General features: G+C 68.8%; 12 protein-coding genes and 1 pseudogene. 4 read left to right on the forward strand and 9 right to left on the reverse strand.

The genetic code is table 11. From position 1 onward, the window contains the following. Positions 1 to 414 precede the first annotated feature (414 nt). Complete coding sequence (locus ACFYMP_RS26615) at positions 415 to 3,933, reverse strand: RHS repeat-associated core domain-containing protein (protein ID WP_388862228.1); 3,519 nt, start codon at positions 3,931 to 3,933, stop codon at positions 415 to 417. Between the two features lie 355 nt (positions 3,934 to 4,288). On the opposite strand from ACFYMP_RS26615, the gene ACFYMP_RS26620 reads away from it, so the two are divergent. Then, positions 4,289 to 4,453 (forward strand): hypothetical protein, encoded by a 165-nt coding sequence (locus ACFYMP_RS26620; RefSeq protein WP_388862230.1) that lies wholly within the window; start codon positions 4,289 to 4,291, stop codon positions 4,451 to 4,453. A gap of 66 nt (positions 4,454 to 4,519) precedes the next feature. Next, positions 4,520 to 5,101, forward strand: a complete 582-nt coding sequence (locus ACFYMP_RS26625; RefSeq protein ID WP_388862232.1) for a hypothetical protein — start codon at positions 4,520 to 4,522, stop codon at positions 5,099 to 5,101. A gap of 273 nt (positions 5,102 to 5,374) precedes the next feature. Here ACFYMP_RS26625 and ACFYMP_RS26630 read toward each other — a convergent pair. The 4 genes and pseudogenes from ACFYMP_RS26630 to ACFYMP_RS26645 form a co-directional block, all read right to left on the reverse strand. Further along, positions 5,375 to 6,476 (reverse strand): annotated as a pseudogene (locus ACFYMP_RS26630) (IS701 family transposase). A 2,547-nt stretch (positions 6,477 to 9,023) separates the two neighbouring features. Continuing rightward, positions 9,024 to 9,866 carry a helix-turn-helix domain-containing protein gene (locus tag ACFYMP_RS26635; RefSeq protein WP_388862234.1) on the reverse strand — a complete coding sequence of 281 codons (843 nt, stop codon included), beginning with the start codon at positions 9,864 to 9,866 and terminating at the stop codon, positions 9,024 to 9,026. Between the two features lie 79 nt (positions 9,867 to 9,945). Continuing rightward, positions 9,946 to 10,185, reverse strand: coding sequence for a hypothetical protein (locus tag ACFYMP_RS26640; protein WP_388862236.1), 240 nt, complete (start codon positions 10,183 to 10,185; stop codon positions 9,946 to 9,948). Positions 10,186 to 10,256: 71 nt separating this feature from the next. Then, complete coding sequence (locus tag ACFYMP_RS26645) at positions 10,257 to 10,976, reverse strand: hypothetical protein (RefSeq protein WP_388862238.1); 720 nt, start codon at positions 10,974 to 10,976, stop codon at positions 10,257 to 10,259. 195 nt (positions 10,977 to 11,171) lie between these two features. Between ACFYMP_RS26645 and ACFYMP_RS26650 the strand changes: the two genes are divergently transcribed. Beyond that, positions 11,172 to 11,255: a hypothetical protein gene (locus tag ACFYMP_RS26650; RefSeq protein ID WP_388862314.1), complete on the forward strand. Its 84-nt coding sequence runs from the start codon at positions 11,172 to 11,174 to the stop codon at positions 11,253 to 11,255. Positions 11,256 to 11,326: 71 nt separating this feature from the next. Here ACFYMP_RS26650 and ACFYMP_RS26655 read toward each other — a convergent pair whose 3' ends face one another. Further along, positions 11,327 to 11,926, reverse strand: coding sequence for a TetR/AcrR family transcriptional regulator (locus ACFYMP_RS26655; protein WP_388862240.1), 600 nt, complete (start codon positions 11,924 to 11,926; stop codon positions 11,327 to 11,329). Positions 11,927 to 12,016: 90 nt separating this feature from the next. On the opposite strand from ACFYMP_RS26655, the gene ACFYMP_RS26660 reads away from it, so the two are divergent. After that, positions 12,017 to 13,219, forward strand: coding sequence for an MFS transporter (locus tag ACFYMP_RS26660; RefSeq protein WP_388862242.1), 1,203 nt, complete (start codon positions 12,017 to 12,019; stop codon positions 13,217 to 13,219). Between the two features lie 193 nt (positions 13,220 to 13,412). On the opposite strand, the gene ACFYMP_RS26665 is transcribed toward ACFYMP_RS26660, so the two are convergent. From ACFYMP_RS26665 to ACFYMP_RS26675, 3 genes are all read right to left on the reverse strand, one after another. Beyond that, complete coding sequence (locus ACFYMP_RS26665; RefSeq protein WP_388862244.1) at positions 13,413 to 14,105, reverse strand: carboxylesterase family protein; 693 nt, start codon at positions 14,103 to 14,105, stop codon at positions 13,413 to 13,415. 221 nt (positions 14,106 to 14,326) lie between these two features. Further along, positions 14,327 to 14,650, reverse strand: a complete 324-nt coding sequence (locus ACFYMP_RS26670; RefSeq protein ID WP_388862246.1) for an alpha/beta hydrolase domain-containing protein — start codon at positions 14,648 to 14,650, stop codon at positions 14,327 to 14,329. Between the two features lie 93 nt (positions 14,651 to 14,743). Beyond that, positions 14,744 to 15,019, reverse strand: a complete 276-nt coding sequence (locus tag ACFYMP_RS26675) for a hypothetical protein (protein ID WP_388862248.1) — start codon at positions 15,017 to 15,019, stop codon at positions 14,744 to 14,746. Positions 15,020 to 15,917 lie beyond the last annotated feature (898 nt).

A 15,917-nucleotide genomic window follows, 5' to 3' on the forward strand; every position in this document is an offset into this window, starting at 1 on the left:
TTGAATTTACGCCAAGCGATAGCCCCCAAAAGCAACGCGAGAGCCACTAGGCCCGCGATGCCAGCGGCTTTCCCTTCGAATGCGTACTCACGGGCAAGTTCCATCTGATTCTCTTTCCGTGCGACGTAGGTGACAAGTCGGGAGGGGCGGTCGACGTAGTTGGTCGACCGCCCACAAAATCCGCACTATTGTCGACTCATCTCGCCGATGAATCCTATCAATGCCGCCAAGATGAGGACTATCCCGATCCATAGCCATATGGTACGGGTTACTGCCGCCATCACCTTCGCCCCGGATTCGCTAGCCTGCCGCGACAACATCTTCCGTTGCCCTCGAGCGGCATAAATGCCGATCAGGATGCAGACGACGCCAGCGAGAGCCGCAATAAGCGGACCGATCATTGATTAACCCTTTTCAGAACTGCCGGTCGACAAAGTCGCTTGCGGCGTAACTTCCGACTTCGCTTGCAACCAGGCAGGCGGCTCCAGTAACCAGTCCGGCTCCTCCGGTGGCGACTCCGAACCCGACAGCTATTGCGCCACAGGTGCTTCCCGTCATCGCCCCACCGACCATTCCAGCTACTGTCGAGCCGACACCTTTCCAGTCGCCATTATAGGCATCCTTTCCAATATCGACATAGTCCTTGACCTTACTGACCTTGTCCACGAAGCCGCTCAGTCCACTCGCCCGGCCGGAGGGGTCGATGTTGTTGATGGGGTCGTCGCCGGCGTAGGCGTAGCGGTTTCCTCGAACGGGATTGGCGAGGAAACTCAACTGGTCCTGGGTGGTGAAGCGGCCGGTCGAAGGGTCGTACCAGCGCTGGCCGTATTTGACGTAGCCGGTGGTGCGGTCGTAGGTGCCGCCGACGAAGCGGTAGGGGTTCTGGACGGCGGCGGTGCCGGTGGGCTTGTCGATCTGGACGGCGCCGTAGGGGTCGTAGTCGAAGACCGCGGACTGGACGGTGGACTGGTTGATGAACTGCACCGGGTTCCCGATGCCGTCCACGATGTAGTACGCCTCGTACCCGTTCGTGGTGCGCAGGGACAGGGGCTGGCCGGTGGTGGGGTCGTGGTCGATGAAGGCGGTGCCTTCCTTCAGCCCGACCTGCTCGATCACCGGCATCCCGTACTGGTCCGGGGCGCCGTACACGTAGTCGACGCTCTCGCCCTTGTCGGTGGTCTGATGGGTGAGTTCGGTGGCGTCCTCACCGGCGTAGGTGTAGGTGCCGGTGCCGGTGTCCGTCTTCGCGGTGGCCATGCGGCCGGCCGCGTCGTAGGTGAGCGCCGAGAGCTTGGGGGTCTTGGTCAGGCCTCCCTTGGCGTCGTAGGTGTAGCCCGAGGTGGTGATCTGGTTGGCCGCGTCGTAGGCCAGCGCTTGGTCGGTCGTGCCGTCGGAGGAGGTTTTGCGGTTACCGCGGGCGTCGTAGCCGTAGGTGTACGTCTTGCCACCCCCGTCCGTCGCGACCTTCGTCAGCCGGTTCGCTTTGTCGTACGTGTACTTCGTGGTCTTGCCCGAAAGGTTGTCCTTACTCCACTGAATCAGGGTCCGGTTGTCGGCTTTCGCCGTGGAGCAGGAGGTGGTGGAACCGGCCGAGCGGCAGTAGGTGGCGTCGAACTGCCGGGTGGTGTCGGTGGCGGGGCCCTGGTCGGCCCAGACGCGGCTGATGCGGCCGGACTTGTCGTAGTCCTGGTGCACGCGGGCCTTGAAGATGCTCTTGGCGTCGTTGGTGCCGTAGTAGGTGTCGGTGCGCCGGCCGCGGTCGTCGTAGGTGAAGCCGATCTTCGTCTTCGTCGAGGGCGCGTCCGTGATCACCTGGGTGAGCTTGTCGGCCTGGTCGTACTTGTACTGCGTGGTGCCGCGGGCGTCCGTGGTGGTGAGGCGGTTGCCGTTCTTGTCGTAGGTGTACGACAGCGTCCCGCCGCCGGAGGTGGCGGTGCGGGAGGTCATGGCGCCCAGGTCGTCGTAGCCGTACGTCGTCGTGCCCGAGGCGTCCGTGCGGGTCTTGGTGCGGCCGAAGGCGTCGTAGGTGTAGGAGACGTCGGGGGTGGCGTCGGAGTAGTCGACCTTCAGGACGCGGTCGGCGTCGTCGTACGTCGTGGTCGTGGTGATGCCGCGGCCGTCCTTCGCCGTCGCCAGACGCCCGAAGGTGTCGTAGGTGTAGGACTGGGCCTTGAGCGAACCACCCGCCGGGTTCACCCCCGTCAACTGCTTGTCACTGTTGTACGAGTACGAGGTGTCGGTGCTGTTTCCCGGGTCGGTGGACGTCTTGACGGTGCCGTCGTCGTTGTAGTCGACCTTCGCCTCCGCCGCCTCCGCGTTCGAGGACGAAGCCATGTTCCCGGCGCCGTTGTAGGAGTAGGTCGACTTGTTCGACTGCCCGTCCGTCGACTCCGAGGGCGAGTACTTCGAGCTCGCCGATGTGTTGCCGTAGGCGGCGGCGAAGGTGGAGCCGTCCGCGCTCTCCGACTTCGTCAGCGACTCACCGTCGTTCGCACCGAAGCTGTTGGACGTCGTGCCCGCACTCGCACCGGAACCGTCCGTGGAGGAGGCGGTGTCGAAGTTCGCCGTATAGGTCTTGGAGCGCTCCCGGCCCTCCGCGTCCGTCGCCTTTGCCACCCGGGCGGAGTGGTTGTCCGTCAGCTCGTAGGTGATGTGCGGGACCGCGGTGACCGCCTTGGACTGATCCGTGTCCGGGGAGGCCACCACCGTTTTGGCCGGGTCCGCGTAGGACAGGCGGGTGACCGAGTCACCGGGCGAGCCGGCCGCCTTGTTCTCCTGGGTGATCTTCGTGGCGCCGATCGCGCCGAACTCGAAGCGCGTCACCCCGCCGCCCGGGTTGGTCACCGAGACCAGCTGGTGCCCGCTGTAGGTGAAGCTGGTGGTCCGGCCCAGGGTGTCCTTGACGGAGGCGAGGTCGCCGGCGCCGTCGACGGTGTAGGTGACGGTGCGCTTCTTGCCGTCCGAGCCCGTCTGGGACAGCGTGGTGACACGGCCGCCCGCGGAGGCGTAGACGGCCGTCTTCTGGGCCTGGGTGCCCCTGGTGGAGACGATCGTCGAGGGCAGGTCCCCGTTGTAGGCCAGAGTGGTCGCGTTGCCGTTGCGGTCGGTGATCTTCGTAAGCCTGCCGGAGCTGTTGAAGGTCTGCTTCGACTGCGAGCCGTGGTCGGTGAGGGTGTAGGTGCCGTCGTCGTTCTTCTTCAGGTCCGCCTTGAAGCCACCCGGCGTCGTGAACCCCGACCCGCTCTTCACGAACAGGCCGGTGACACCGCCCTGCCCGTAGTAGGTGACCGAGCCCTCCCCGCGGATCTTCAGCGCGATGTCATAGGGCGTCAGGCGCCAGCCGTAGCCCAGGGGGGCCGTCGCAGAGGTGGCGTCCGTGCCGAGCGCCGCACTGTTGTACGCCGCGCCCAGCCCGACGTCACCACTGATCCCCGGCAGACTCAGGCCGCTCGCGTTCAGCAGCAGGTTGCCCGAGCCGACATCCACCTGAGCGGCCGTCGAGTCGCCGGTGGCGAACTTCAGCCGCGTCGCACCCGGGCGCTCCCCCGCACCCGCCATCGGGCTCACCCGCGTCAACTGCAACGGCGACAGGTCCGAACACGCGTCGTCCACACAGGCCTTGACCTGCCACTGGAACTGCGTCCCGATCCGCATGTCCGGCAGCTTCAGGCGCGCCACCTCACCCGAATCGACCGTCACCTCCTTGCCGTCGGCCAGATCATTGGCACCGTTGGCCGCGTAGGTGCCGGCGTAGAACCTCGCCGTCACCTTCCCGCTGCCCGAAGGCGCGCTCACCTTCGCCGTCACATACGGCGTCACACTGTCCGTCAACGCCACCAACTGCGACGGGCCCTCCGGCGCCGCCGCCATCGCCGGCGTCATCCCCCACGCCGTGATCGCGGACACCACCGCGACCGACAAACCGATCTGCACCGAGCGTCTGTGTACGCCAGAGCGATACATGCAACCCCCACGAGAATGAGCGCACCGCACCGGCACGCCCACGCATCGTCACCCCCCACCTTCACCGGAAGCGCACCTTCCTCACGGAAAACACGCACTGTGATAACGATGTCACACCGTAATCCCATGGATTCAGATAGTTGCCACAGGGAAAACGAAGGCATGCGAGCGCTTGACGCCTGAGATTACGCGGATTCAGCAAGCGCTTTCGCTCGAATGTGAAGCTTTCACCAAGGCTTGTGACATGTGCCACAGGAATAGTGTGATCGGCTTGGGTAAACGAGGCCCAGCATCCCACCCACCCCTCCCGGACCAGGGATCACCCATGCCCAGCCTTCACACCGTCATCATCTTCATGACCATCTGGACCGCCAGCGCCGTCATTACCGGCCTCCTCCTTGCCACTGCTGTCCGCCGCCGCACCCGCCCCAGCCGCCTCCACATCACACACGTCCTGCGCGAACGGCCCGCCACCGACAAAACCGGCTGACACACACCCGCGAACCGGGCGGCCAGCGCGTACGAGCCCGGACCCGACACCCGCGACCTGTCCGAGGTGCTCGCCGACTTCTTCCACCGCACCGTCGTACACCCCTGGCACTTCGCCTACCCCGGCGATCAAGACGACGGCAGCAGCGACCACGGCCGTACCCTGGCCTGCCTCCTCCTCGCCCAGCTGGAAGCGCTGGGCACGCAGCTGCCAATCACCGCCGCATCCAGCGCCCTGCCAGCCGCCCACCTGCAGCGGCCCGCCTCCCCGCCGCGCAGGAGAGTCCCGTGGAGGAGCCGAACCCGGTCGCGGTTCCGGGCGCTGGACGCGAGGGACGTCCCGGCGGCAGCGGAACGCTTCCCGTGGGCCGTAGCGGCGCCGGGCGAGTGGCACTGGCCGGACGGCAGTGACTTCCTGGACGTCGCCCTGAGCACGCTGCACCCCGAGGAACGCGAGGGGTACGCCGAGCGCCTGGAGGCGTTCGTGGAACAGCACCGCGCCCGCCTGGAAGAGATGCTGCGCACGCACGGGCCGGGCAGCACGCCCGCCTCGCACGGCCGTCACACGCTGATCGGAGAGCCCGGGACCCTGGTCATCGTGGAGCGGATGGAGAGCGTGCCGTTCCTCCTGCACGGTCAGTGGGAATAGGAACTGGAGACCGTCTTCCTGGGCAACCTCGAGGTCGCGTGGGGACCGCACATCCGCCTCAGCCGGTGAGCAACCGGGAACGAGCAGCAGGCCCGAACGGGGTGACCCTGTCCGGGCCCGCTGCCTTCGAGTCAGCCGAAGCCGAGCGTGTCCTAGTAGGGCTTTGTTAGGTGGTGTCGTAGGGCTGCCATGGGGTGGGTTGCCGACAGGTGGGGCAGGTGCCGGTCCAGGTGGCTAACAGGTGTTGGAGGAGTGCCAGGGCCTGGTAGAGGGTCAGGCCCTGGCAGGGACTTTTGGGCAGTACCGCTGCTCGGTCAGGAAGAGGTGGGCGGCGGTCACGAGGGTGACGTGGCGGTGCCAGCCGGTGAACGAGCGCCCCTCGAAATGGTCGGGGCCGAGCGTCGACTTCAGCTCGCGGTAGTCGTGCTCGATGCGCCACCGTAGCTTCGCGAGCCGGACAAGATCCCGGGCCGGGATGTCGGCCGGCAGGTTGGAGATCCAGTACTTGACCGGCTCGTTCTCCCCTTCCGGCCACTGGGCGATCAGCCACCGCAGTGCGATGACACCGTCCGGTGCGGGTTGGGGGCGGCGGCCGGCGATACGGACGCGCATGAACACGAAGCGGGCGGACATCGCTGCTTTCGAGCCCTTGCGCCAGGTGACCGCGACTGCCTTGTCGCGTCCAGCGGCCAGGACGTGCTCGCGCAGACTGATCGGGCGGGTGCGGTAACGGGGCAGCGGCCTGGGCCCCAGCCCGCCGTAGGGCGGCCCGTAGGGCTCGGCTGTCTCGGCGTGAGCTGTCATCTCGCCCTTGACCTGCAGCGCGTAGGCCAAGCCGCGGTCCTCCAGGCCATGGCGGAACTCGGCGTTCGCCCCGTAGCCGGCGTCCACGACCAGCACCGCCGGCCGCAGCCCAACCGTGGCCAGTTCGTCGAGCATGTCCAGCGCAAGCTGCCACTTCGGCCGGTGATGCTCACTCTTGGGGACCCGGCACCGGGCCCGACGACCGGCAGCCTCGCTCCCGTCCCAGCTGCCAGGACAGCGGACACGACGCGGCGTCGGACGCCGCGTGGACACTGACCCCGATCTGGCAGTTCCCGACCTTGCCCAGGGTGCCGGAGTACTGCCTGGCCACCCCGGGCGAGGACGTCCCCTCCTTCGGGAACCCGGTGTCGTCCACCACCCACACCTGCGGCCGCACCACCGCCACTGCCCGGCGGGCCAGCCTGGCGCGGACGATGTCCACCGGCCAGGTCGACGAGGTCATGAACTGCTGCAACTGCTGATGGTCCACGCCGAGCCGTCCAGCCATCGGCTGCATCGACTTCCGACGCCCGTCCAGCAGCAGGCCTCGCAGGTACAGCCCGCCCTTCACTCGCTAATCAGCACGCGCTAGAGGCGCGAACACCTCCCCGGCGAACTCCTCCAACCGAACCCGACACGCAGCAAGTTCATCCACCCTCATACCAGCAGGAAACCACCGAACGACCACCTGCCTAGAGACGTAACAAAGCCCTACTAGGAGCTGTCTTCAAATGTCACGCCCACATCAGGAGCGATGCGAGGGTGAGGGCTGCCTCGTAGGACTAGCCCCGCAACCCCTCACTAGCCCTGGAACGGCAACAGCTTTATGCGCACAGCGCATAAGGAATGCCGATCCGAAGCACGAGCAGCCGCCCGACGGAGACTCGCAAGCCCACCAGGCCGTGACGACCCCTATCCGAGTTGTGGTGCGATCGAGCTGATTTGTTAGCTCACCGCAGTCCCTACTTCTTGATAGGGGGTCGAATGCTCACCACGCCGAGAACGGCTAGGGATTCCCGCCCGGCGGTGCGGCGGCCCCGCCGACGCGCGGGGAGCCCGATGCCGCCCCGGCCCTCTCTGCCGCCGCCCGCACCCGCCCTCCCATCCCTTCAGGGAGGGCTCGGCGGGGATGCGGGGAGCAGTGACAGACGGGCGCGGCCGGGGGCCCAGAGGACGTGACGGCACAGCGCGGGCGGAGCCGCGAACGGCGCTCAGACACAGGCCTGGGCAGCAGCGGACCGGGGTCCCGGCTCCGGCGCCCCATGAGGAGCGGGCGGTGACCGGCACGGCGGGCAGCGGGCGCGGACCTCAGCAGCGGAGCGTCAGCCTTTGAGGCCCGGTAACGGGCGCAGGCCCGCAGATCGGGGGCAGTGACACGGTGAACGCGGCCTGCGTGCGCGTCGGGCGCGCGGCGCGCACGACCGGGGGCAAGCCGGCGGCGCGAGTGGTGGGCGTCCGGTTCGCAGAAAAGGGCCGGAGGGCGGGCGTGACGCGCAGGAACCCCACGCCGGCGAGCGCGCGTACGGAGAAAGACTGGTAATCCGGGCGGACTCGAATGTGGACGGCACGCTGCGGGATCCAGCGCCTGCCCCGTCTCCGGCGAGGGAAAGCGTCGAGGTATACGGGACGAGGGTCAGCTGAAGGTGAGAGACCTGCCATCGTAGGTGCCGCCGTTACAGACAGGGACAGCACCGGCGGTAATGAGGATGCTGCCACCACCCAGCACGCACCGAGCCGGGGTGACGGGAGAGGAAGCCGGAGCCGCCGAGGCAACCCCGGCCAAACCAAGAGTGGCCGCAACGGCGAGACCGACAACAGCAACGGTGAACCGACGCACGCGAACGTCCTTTCGAGCAGGGACGGATACTTAGACAGTGTGCGGCGTACCCGGGCACGTCGGCGCAGCCTCTTGGAAAAACGGCCGGAAGTCGTGCGAGGTCTTGACGAGCCGAGCCAAGCCGAGCGGACCGGGCCGACGTTCAGGAGCAAACATGTCCGGCCCACGGCGCTCGCCCCGGTAGTCCCGCACGCGGCCGTCAGCGCCTTAGCCACCTCCGGGCGTCCAAGCCGACGATGTTGACGACGCACGCCAGTCGCTGGAGCAGGGCGGCCGGGGACCGGTTCAGGAGCCGCGCACGTACCGGTGGAGACGGGAGCGGGCCTCTCCCGCGCTGGTGTCCGGCGCCGCGGCCAGCGTCGACCACGCCTCCTCGACCACCACCGCCTCACCCTCGCCCAACGCCGTGCCTTCCTCCAGGCCGTCAACGCCTTCGTCATCGACCTCCGCTCCAGATGCCCCTTCCGCGCCGGCCACCGCATCAAGCGCGTCCGCTGTGCCCCTGGCGTCCACGAGCCACCGGTTGGCTGGCTGATCGTCTCGTCCGGTCCGCGACGACCGGGTTCTTCCGGGGTTCCCGTTCCTGCCTGCGAACGCGAAGGACGGAGCAGCCGGGCAGGGGTCGCGGTGCTTGTAGGCAGGCAGCGTCTACGCGATGCGCCCCCCTGTCAGCCCGGTCGCATGCCAGCCTCATCTATGTGCGCACATGGCGCATGACGAAGAGAAGGCGATCACCCACTGCACATCCCCATTCGCGGCAGACGGACTCACTTCGATGTTCAGGGCCTGGTCGGTCCGGATCCGGATGAGAGCCGATTTCGAGCAGCGCCGGGCTGGAGCGCCAATCGGCTGAGGGGGACGTATGACGATGTTCAGGTTTCCCGTGCCCGGGCACGTCAGGATGATCTCGTTGCCACTGCTCGGTGACCCGTCAAGCCGGATTCTCCGCTGCGTATCAACGCGCGCGACACCGCTACGCCGGACGCGTTCGCCGGGAAGGGGCTCCCGCTGGAGGCGCTGGAGGAACTGCTCGTGTACGCCGCCCAGCTGCTCTTCCCGTTGATCTCCCGTGCTTGAGAGAACGACGAGGACCAGGCAGCATGCGGTGGCCGCTGCGAGGGCCGCGCGGCGCAGCGACTTCGGGTAGGGGGTCTCCCGTCCACGCAGTGTCGGGGTTTTCGGTGAGGGGTCCGCGCGGCGAACCAGGGGTGACACAGTGCCTCCAGCGAAAGGGCGACGGCCTTGGCAACGCTGCCTGGCCCCGGGGCCCTCCGCCTGCGGCTACTCGCTCGGGAAGGCCCCCATGATGAGGGGGAAGGCGTCGCTGCCGTGCCGTGCCAGTTTGTGCAAGCGCGTGAAGGCGTCCTGGTAGAGGGCGACTTCGCTGCGCTGTTTCAGGGTCAGGAGGGCGGACACGGTCTCGACGCTGGCCTCGCGGTCGTCGAAGAGCCAGAAGTCCTCGACCGGCCACATCTCCGTGCGGGGGACCGAACGGGGGATGATGCCGATACTGACGTTGGAGTACGCGGAAACGGTGATGATCCTGCTGAGCTGCTCGATCATGAGCGCACGGTCGCCGAGCTGGTAGTGCAGGGCGGCCTCCTCCAGGACGAGGGAGAAGCGCCGGCTGCCGTCTTTAAGGATCTTCTGCCGCTCCATGCGCGCCCACATGGTCTCTTCCAGGTCGTCCGGCACTGACCGGCGACGACGGATCCCTTCGAGGACGGCTCGCGTGTACGCCTCGGTCTGCAGGATGCCCGGGAGCAGGCACTGGCTGTAGCTTTTGAAGCGCTGGGTCGCGCTCCACAGCGGGCGCGCCTGGTCATGGGCGCGGCGCAGGCCGCTGCGCTCCAGGTGGCGCCACTCGACGTACAGCAGCTCGATGTTCTGCGCCATCGCCACGAGTTCGTCGACTTCGGCGGAGGCACCGCACGCCTCCCCCCACTTGGTGATGTCCTGGTTGGAAGGCAGTGCTTTGCCGTTCTCGATCCTGCTGATCTTGGATTCGTGCCAGCCGCAGGTGGCTGCCAACGCCCGCGCTGTGATGCCCTTTTGCCGTCGCAGAGTGCGTAAGCGGTTGCCCAGGGCGATCCGTGCGGCGTCGAAATCGGAGGAGGCAGACATGCCCTTCAGTGTGGCGTGCGCGAAGGTGTCGCCCCAGCCCCCGGCCACCCGGATCGCCCTGCTTGTCCGCAACCGCGCCCTAATTCCCGGTGTCGCGCTCCATCGCCAGGACCTCGCCCGCGCTCGGGAACAGCGCGAAGAGCCGCCTGGGGAACTCGACCACGGTCTCGTGGTCCGGTACCGAGAGGGAGTCCAGGCGGCTGGAGTCCTGGACGATCCAGGACTGGAGCAGGAAGGTGCCTTTCTCCTCGTCGTAGTAGAGGGTGGGACTGTTGTTGTTCGGACTCGCCGGGTCCTTGCACACCAGCCGAATGGCCATGGTTTTTCTCCCTAAAAGCTCGGGTTCACCGACCCTTGGAAGCATGACCGCCACGCAGGGTCACCATCCAGTTACTTGCGCATACTTGCGCAAGTTTCCCGTGCGCAGCGAATACTTGCGTAAAGTTGCAGTGCATTTCCCCGCAGAACGCCCGTGTTCAACCGAGATCTGAGTGCCGTCCGGAGTACTCCGGCTCCAGCGCGACGCGCGCGATGACTTCGTCGTCCGTCCCGTCGGCGGCCCGCACGGCGCCTCACGACCGGAGGCCCTGCCCCTTGGCCGGGGCCCGGCTGCTGGCGCCGCTGCTCGTGCTCCTGGCAGTGCTGGTCAACCGGACTGGCCGGGTCGGCGGCCGGGGCCTTCCGGCCCCCCATGACGCGGCGGCGGGTGTCGGCGGCGCGGGTGTAGGCGGCGAGCCGGTCCAGGTTCTTGGGTGTGCTCAGCCATGTCGCCGGGTCGGTCGTGTGGCCCTCCAAATACTCCTCGGGCATCTCGGCCCGCTGCTCCGGGGTCAGGGCGGTGTCGGGGCCCAGGTGGTCGACGGCGTGGGGAGCGGACGCGGTCTCGCCCTCAAGGTCGCGGTGATCGGCGGGTGCGGAGACGGCCGAGGCCGAGGTCGTCGTCGCCTCGGTGGCGGTGTCGGTTCGGATGCGGGCGTCGCGGATCGCGTTCTGCACGGCGAGGGTGGCGACCTGAGCGCGCTCGTAGCGGCTGGACTCCCGCGGCGGCGGCCCTTCGGGGGAAGCGATCCACCACCGGTGCGGCATGGGGAAGTCGGCGGTGTAGGTCATCCAGTCCGCCGCCGGCGCTTCCCGGCCGGGTTTCGTGAACGTGTGACGGCGGGAGTAGCGGAGCAGGGGCCGGTGGGCGATGCAGTCGTGAAGTGCTCAAGGGCTGGACCGACCGCGTCCGTGTCGTGGAGGTGCACGCGAACGGCCCCGCCCCCCCTGCCCGCTCCGGCACTCCTCATCCGTCCCGACGGGTACGTGCTGTGGAGCGCCCCGGGGGGCGCGGAGCGTGTGCCCACACTGACTGCGGTGGCCGAGGCGTGGTTCGGCACTCCGGCCTGACCGCGCCCGTGAACGGGTCGTGCCCCGGGGTACCGCCCCCGGCCTCGGGGCACGGCCGGCCTCTCGGTCCCTCACGAGGTGGGGACGGGCCCGAGCGTGCCGATCGCCGCGTCGATGGCGGCCGTCAGCCGGGCGGGCTCGTGGCCCGCGCGCTCTCGCACCCGCAGGCCGAGCACGGTCGTGAACAGCAGTTCCGTCGCGGCGTCCAGGTCGATTCCCGCCGCCAGTTCGCCGCGCTCCCGCCCCTCGTCCAGTACGGCGCGCAGCGCCGTCCGCGTGACCTCGAACGCCGCCTCGGTGCTGGCGTGCACCTGCGCGTCGCCGGTGCCCAGTTCGGTCGCCGCGTTGACCACGAAACAGCCCATCCCGGCCTCACCCCCCGCCGGGCAGTCGAGCAGGCGCGTCATCCACTCCCGCAAAACGTCGCGGACGGGCCGCTCCTCCACCCGCAGCCACTGCTCGGCCTGCGTCGACTCGGTGCGGCGGTAGTGGTCGAGCGCGCGGAGATACAGGGTGTGCTTATCCGTGAACGTCCGGTACAGGCTGCTGGGTGTCAGGTGCAGCTCGTCGCCGAGGTCGCGGACCGAGGTGGCGTGGTAACCGCGCCGCCAGAACAGCCGGGAAGCCGAAGCGACCGCGTCCTGCTCGTCGAACTGCCGGGGGCGTGCCATGTCCTCACCCTCTCGCACTTGTGAAGCGATCGCTCCCATACTACGTTCTCGTTTGGGAGCGATCGCTCCCCAATGAGAGGGAGGCCCCCGGTGACGAGCACAGAAGAGTTCGCGAGCGAGACCAAGGAACCGCGAACCCCGGAAGTCAGCCGCTGGGCGGCGGTGAGTGCCGTGGCCCTGGGAACCTTCCTGCTCGTGACCGCCGAGCAACTCCCTATCGGCCTGCTGACCTCCGTCGGTTCGGCGCTGTCGGTCTCCGAGGGCACCGCGGGCCTGATGGTGACGGTGCCGAGCCTGGTCGCGGCCTTCGCCGCCCCCCTGGTCCCCATGCTCGTCGGCGGCCTCGACCGCCGGCTGCTGTTGCTCGGCCTCATGGCGCTGATGACGCTCGCCAACCTCGCCACGTCCGTGGCGCCGAACTTCGCCCTGCTCGTTGGCTCACGCGTCCTGGTCGGTATCGCGATCGGCGGCTTCTGGGCGATCGCCAGCGGACTCGCCGTCCGGCTCGTGACCCCGGCGGACGTCCCCAAGGCGACCGCGATCATCTTCGGCGGTGTGGGCGCGGCCAACGTGTTCGGCGTGCCGCTCGGTACGCTCCTGGGTGACTTCACCGGCTGGCGCGTCGCCTTCGCCTCGCTCAGCGGCCTGGCCCTGGTCGCCCTGGTGACCCTGATCGTCGTCCTTCCGGCGCTCGCCGCCTCGCAGGCCATCCGTCCCAAGCTGTTCGCAGAGCAGTTCCGCAACCCGGGCGTGCGCATCGGCATCCTCGCTACGATCCTCATCGTCTTCGGGCACTTCGCCGCCTACACCTTCGTGAGTCCCGCCCTCCAGAAGCTCTCCGGCATCGACGAACGCTACGTCGGTCCGCTGCTGTTCGGTTTCGGTGTCGCGGGCATGATCGGCAACTTCGTCGCGGGTTCCGCCCTCTCGCGCCGTGTGCACCGAAGCGCGCTGGTGATCGCGGTCTCCCTCGCGCTGGCGATGCCGCTCTTCCTCCTCCTCGGCCAGACGCGCGTCGGCGGCGCGATACTGCTCATCCTCTGGGGTCTCGCCTACGGCGGTGTCTCCGTCGCGCTCCAGACCTGGATGATCAAGGCCGCCCCCCAGGCCGTGGAGGCTGCTTCCTCGCTGTGGGTCGCGGTCTTCAACCTCTCCATCGGCCTGGGCGCGCTCGCCGGCGGCGTCATCGTCGACACCGTCACCCTGCGGGGTGTCCTATGGCTCGGCGGCGCCTGCGCCCTGCTGGCCGCCCTCGCGATCTGGTCCGCCCGCCGCAACGAGGCGGTGCGCTGACCCCCTCCGCGAGATACCGTGGCGCCACCGGGGACCCGCACCCGGCGGCGTCATGGTGTCTTCCGCCCCGGCCACCTTCCGTCAGCAGGAGGGGCCGTGCGCTCCAGCATCTGTACGATCCAGGTCGTCCGCCGAGAGGCGATCTTGCTGGTTCCCGCTTCTGCGTCGGGCGCCTGCTTCGTGGTCCGGGGGCTCACAGGCCGGCCCCCATTCGGGGAGACGGTGCGCGGACGAGGTGGGGAGGGGTTTCGGGGCCGCCGCCCGCCGCGAGGCTCTCCAAGGTGTGTCGTGCTTCGGCGTCCTCGCGAAGCTCGCTGCGACTCTCTTCGCACTCGGTGTCTCGCCGGGAGTCGGCGCCGAGGGCGGAGGAGAGCGGCGACCGGCTCCACCACCTTGGCGGGGCCCTCCGCGTCCCTCTCCAACAGCTGGGCGTCGTGGTCCGCGGTGTTCCCGGTTGCGTCGTAGCCACAGTCGACCGTCCCCGTTGCCTTCCCGCCCTCGGCGGTAGTGAGCGGGCTGCCCGCCTTGTCGTGAGGACTGCCAGTACGGGGCGTGACCGCCCAGCTTGGCGGCGGTTGGTGTAGACGGCTACGGGGCGGCGCGGCGCGTCGAGCGCGGGCGTCCACACGTTGAGGACGAGGCAGTCCTCGCTCCACGGCTGCGGGCACCGGGTGAGCTGCGGTGCGGCGGGACCGTGCGCATGCGCATCGAGGACGCCCGGTCGCGGAGCGCGGGGGCGCGGCGGAGGGAACCGGTGTGCGCTGCCCGCCGGTTCCCCGTACGGGATGCCAAGGAATTCCACGACGCGCCGCGCGTGCCGTCCCCGCACCGTGCCACCTGTCGTCTCGACCGGCCTACTCGCGCGGGGCGGCGTGACTGCGTTCATGGGAACCTCTCAGGTCGTGCGGGGCGGTGAGCGGTCGGGCCGGGGCGGGGGCGGCCACCGGCGGGGGGCCGGGGCGCTGGGCTCGCGTGCCGGGGATCAGGGCTCCGGCCGAGGGCCTGGGCGGCTCGGTCCCGAGGCGGCGCGCGGTTCAGCACGCAGGGGGTACGTCCGCGGCGCGCGCCTGGGCCTCGTACCGTTCCACGTGCTCAGGGAGCAGCATCTCAACGGCGAGCGCGGCCCAGGGCCGCCCGGCTCACCCGGGCCACGCGGTCCGCATGGTCGGGATGGAGGGCGCGCGGCCGCTCGGGCGGGGAGGGCTCGGTGTGGCCGGTGAGGCGGCTCGCGGGGTACGGGCCCACATGGGTGCCAGTAGGCACGTCAAGTTCGGGGACCCGGATGCCACCACGCGCGTTGCCGTACTCGTCTCTGGCCAGATCCTCGGAGGCATCGAGCGCGACCCGCGGCTGCGCAGGGACGAGCACGCCCTCGCGGGCCCAGCGCTCGACGTGCCCGAGGGCCGCGTCGAAAGACCGGCAGCCACTCAACCACGCTCGCGGTCGTCTCCTCGGCCCAGCCCAGTTTCCCGGCCCCGTTCCGCACGGTGATTCGCGCGAGGTCCCTGAGTCATGAAAGTGAGTTCAAGGTGGGACTCGCGGAATGCGTCCGAAGCGCAGTGGGCAGGCCCCGCCGCCGGCGGCGACGTTGGCGGGTGAGGAGCAGGTGCCGATGGGGACGACGACCGCGCCGACGGCCCGGCGGGTGCGTCCGGCGTCGAGGACGGTGGTGACCGTGCCCCAGATGCGTTTGCCCTGGCGGTCGAACTGCATCTTCCTGACGCGCTCGACCGCCTCGCGCAGGCGTACTTGCGTGACCCGGTGGTACGACCTGATGGTCTCGTAGCTGTCGTGGTCCACAGCTCGACCAGGAGGTCGTCGAAGGCGACACCGGCTTCCGCGTGGCGCTGGGCGAAGGAGTGCCTTGTGTCCACAGAGGCCGTGTGCGCTCGGGTGCGTGTGGGTCATTGAACTGGTCGGTCGCCGACGCCGCGTACGCGGGCACTGAGATCAGCGAGTGTTGCATTACGCCCCTGCCACTGTGGTGCCGTTCGCTCCGTTGCCGCTCAGCTGGCAGGAGTGAACCCTTCTGACTGGTCGAGGCAGAAGGGCGAGCCGGGCTTCTCGGGTGTCCAGCCACCGGCTCGGGCCGTCCGGATTGCAGCAGCCACCGCAGCGGGCGGGAAGGACGGCGCGAGCAGGCAAACCAAACCAGTTGCTCGGGTCTGGCTGATCCGTGGTAACCACCAACGTGGCGCCCGGCGTCTCCTCGTTCGACCGCGTAGGCGAGCGGCCGCCAGGCCAGGCCGCGAGCGTAAGTCGCCCGTCCGCGGACCGTCCATCTGTAGGTGCCGCCGTCGACGCTGATGCGCCGCGAGCCCTTTCTGGCGAGTGCCGCGACCTCCTCCTTCCCCCAGAGGGACAGTGTTCATGGAGAACCGCCACTGCGTCGTGCGCGTTCCCGCCGGTGAGGACCAGTCCGACTGCCGTGGTCGGCCCCAACTGCAGGTCCCGAAGACTGTGGTCCGGGGTGCAGGAAGCCGACTCACCCGGCTCTGGCCCGCAGCGGCATCGTGAAGTCGGGTGGTTTCCTCGTGCTGGGCGGGGAGCCGAGCAAGGGCCTGGTGGCGAAAGTCGGCGAGCTCGCTGTTCGACTGCTCGGCCTTCGCGAGTCGCTCCTTGAGTTTGACGTTCTCGGCCCTTGAGGCGGGCTATCTGTGCCTCTCGTGGGTCGGGTGTCTCGCCGGCCCGCTGTAGG

This window comes from Streptomyces sp. NPDC007088 (genome assembly GCF_042869355.1).
GTDB lineage: Bacteria > Actinomycetota > Actinomycetes > Streptomycetales > Streptomycetaceae > Streptomyces.

Excerpts from the sequence above, each read along its gene's own strand:
- ACFYMP_RS26665 (WP_388862244.1), bottom strand. The coding sequence starts at position 14,105 with ATGAACGCAGTCACGCCGCCCCGCGCGAGTAGGCCGGTCGAGACGACA.
- ACFYMP_RS26655 (WP_388862240.1), bottom strand. The coding sequence starts at position 11,926 with ATGGCACGCCCCCGGCAGTTCGACGAGCAGGACGCGGTCGCTTCGGCT.
- ACFYMP_RS26620 (WP_388862230.1), top strand. The coding sequence starts at position 4,289 with ATGCCCAGCCTTCACACCGTCATCATCTTCATGACCATCTGGACCGCC.
- ACFYMP_RS26635 (WP_388862234.1), bottom strand. The coding sequence starts at position 9,866 with ATGTCTGCCTCCTCCGATTTCGACGCCGCACGGATCGCCCTGGGCAAC.
- ACFYMP_RS26640 (WP_388862236.1), bottom strand. The coding sequence starts at position 10,185 with ATGGCCATTCGGCTGGTGTGCAAGGACCCGGCGAGTCCGAACAACAAC.
- ACFYMP_RS26645 (WP_388862238.1), bottom strand. The coding sequence starts at position 10,976 with ATGACCTACACCGCCGACTTCCCCATGCCGCACCGGTGGTGGATCGCT.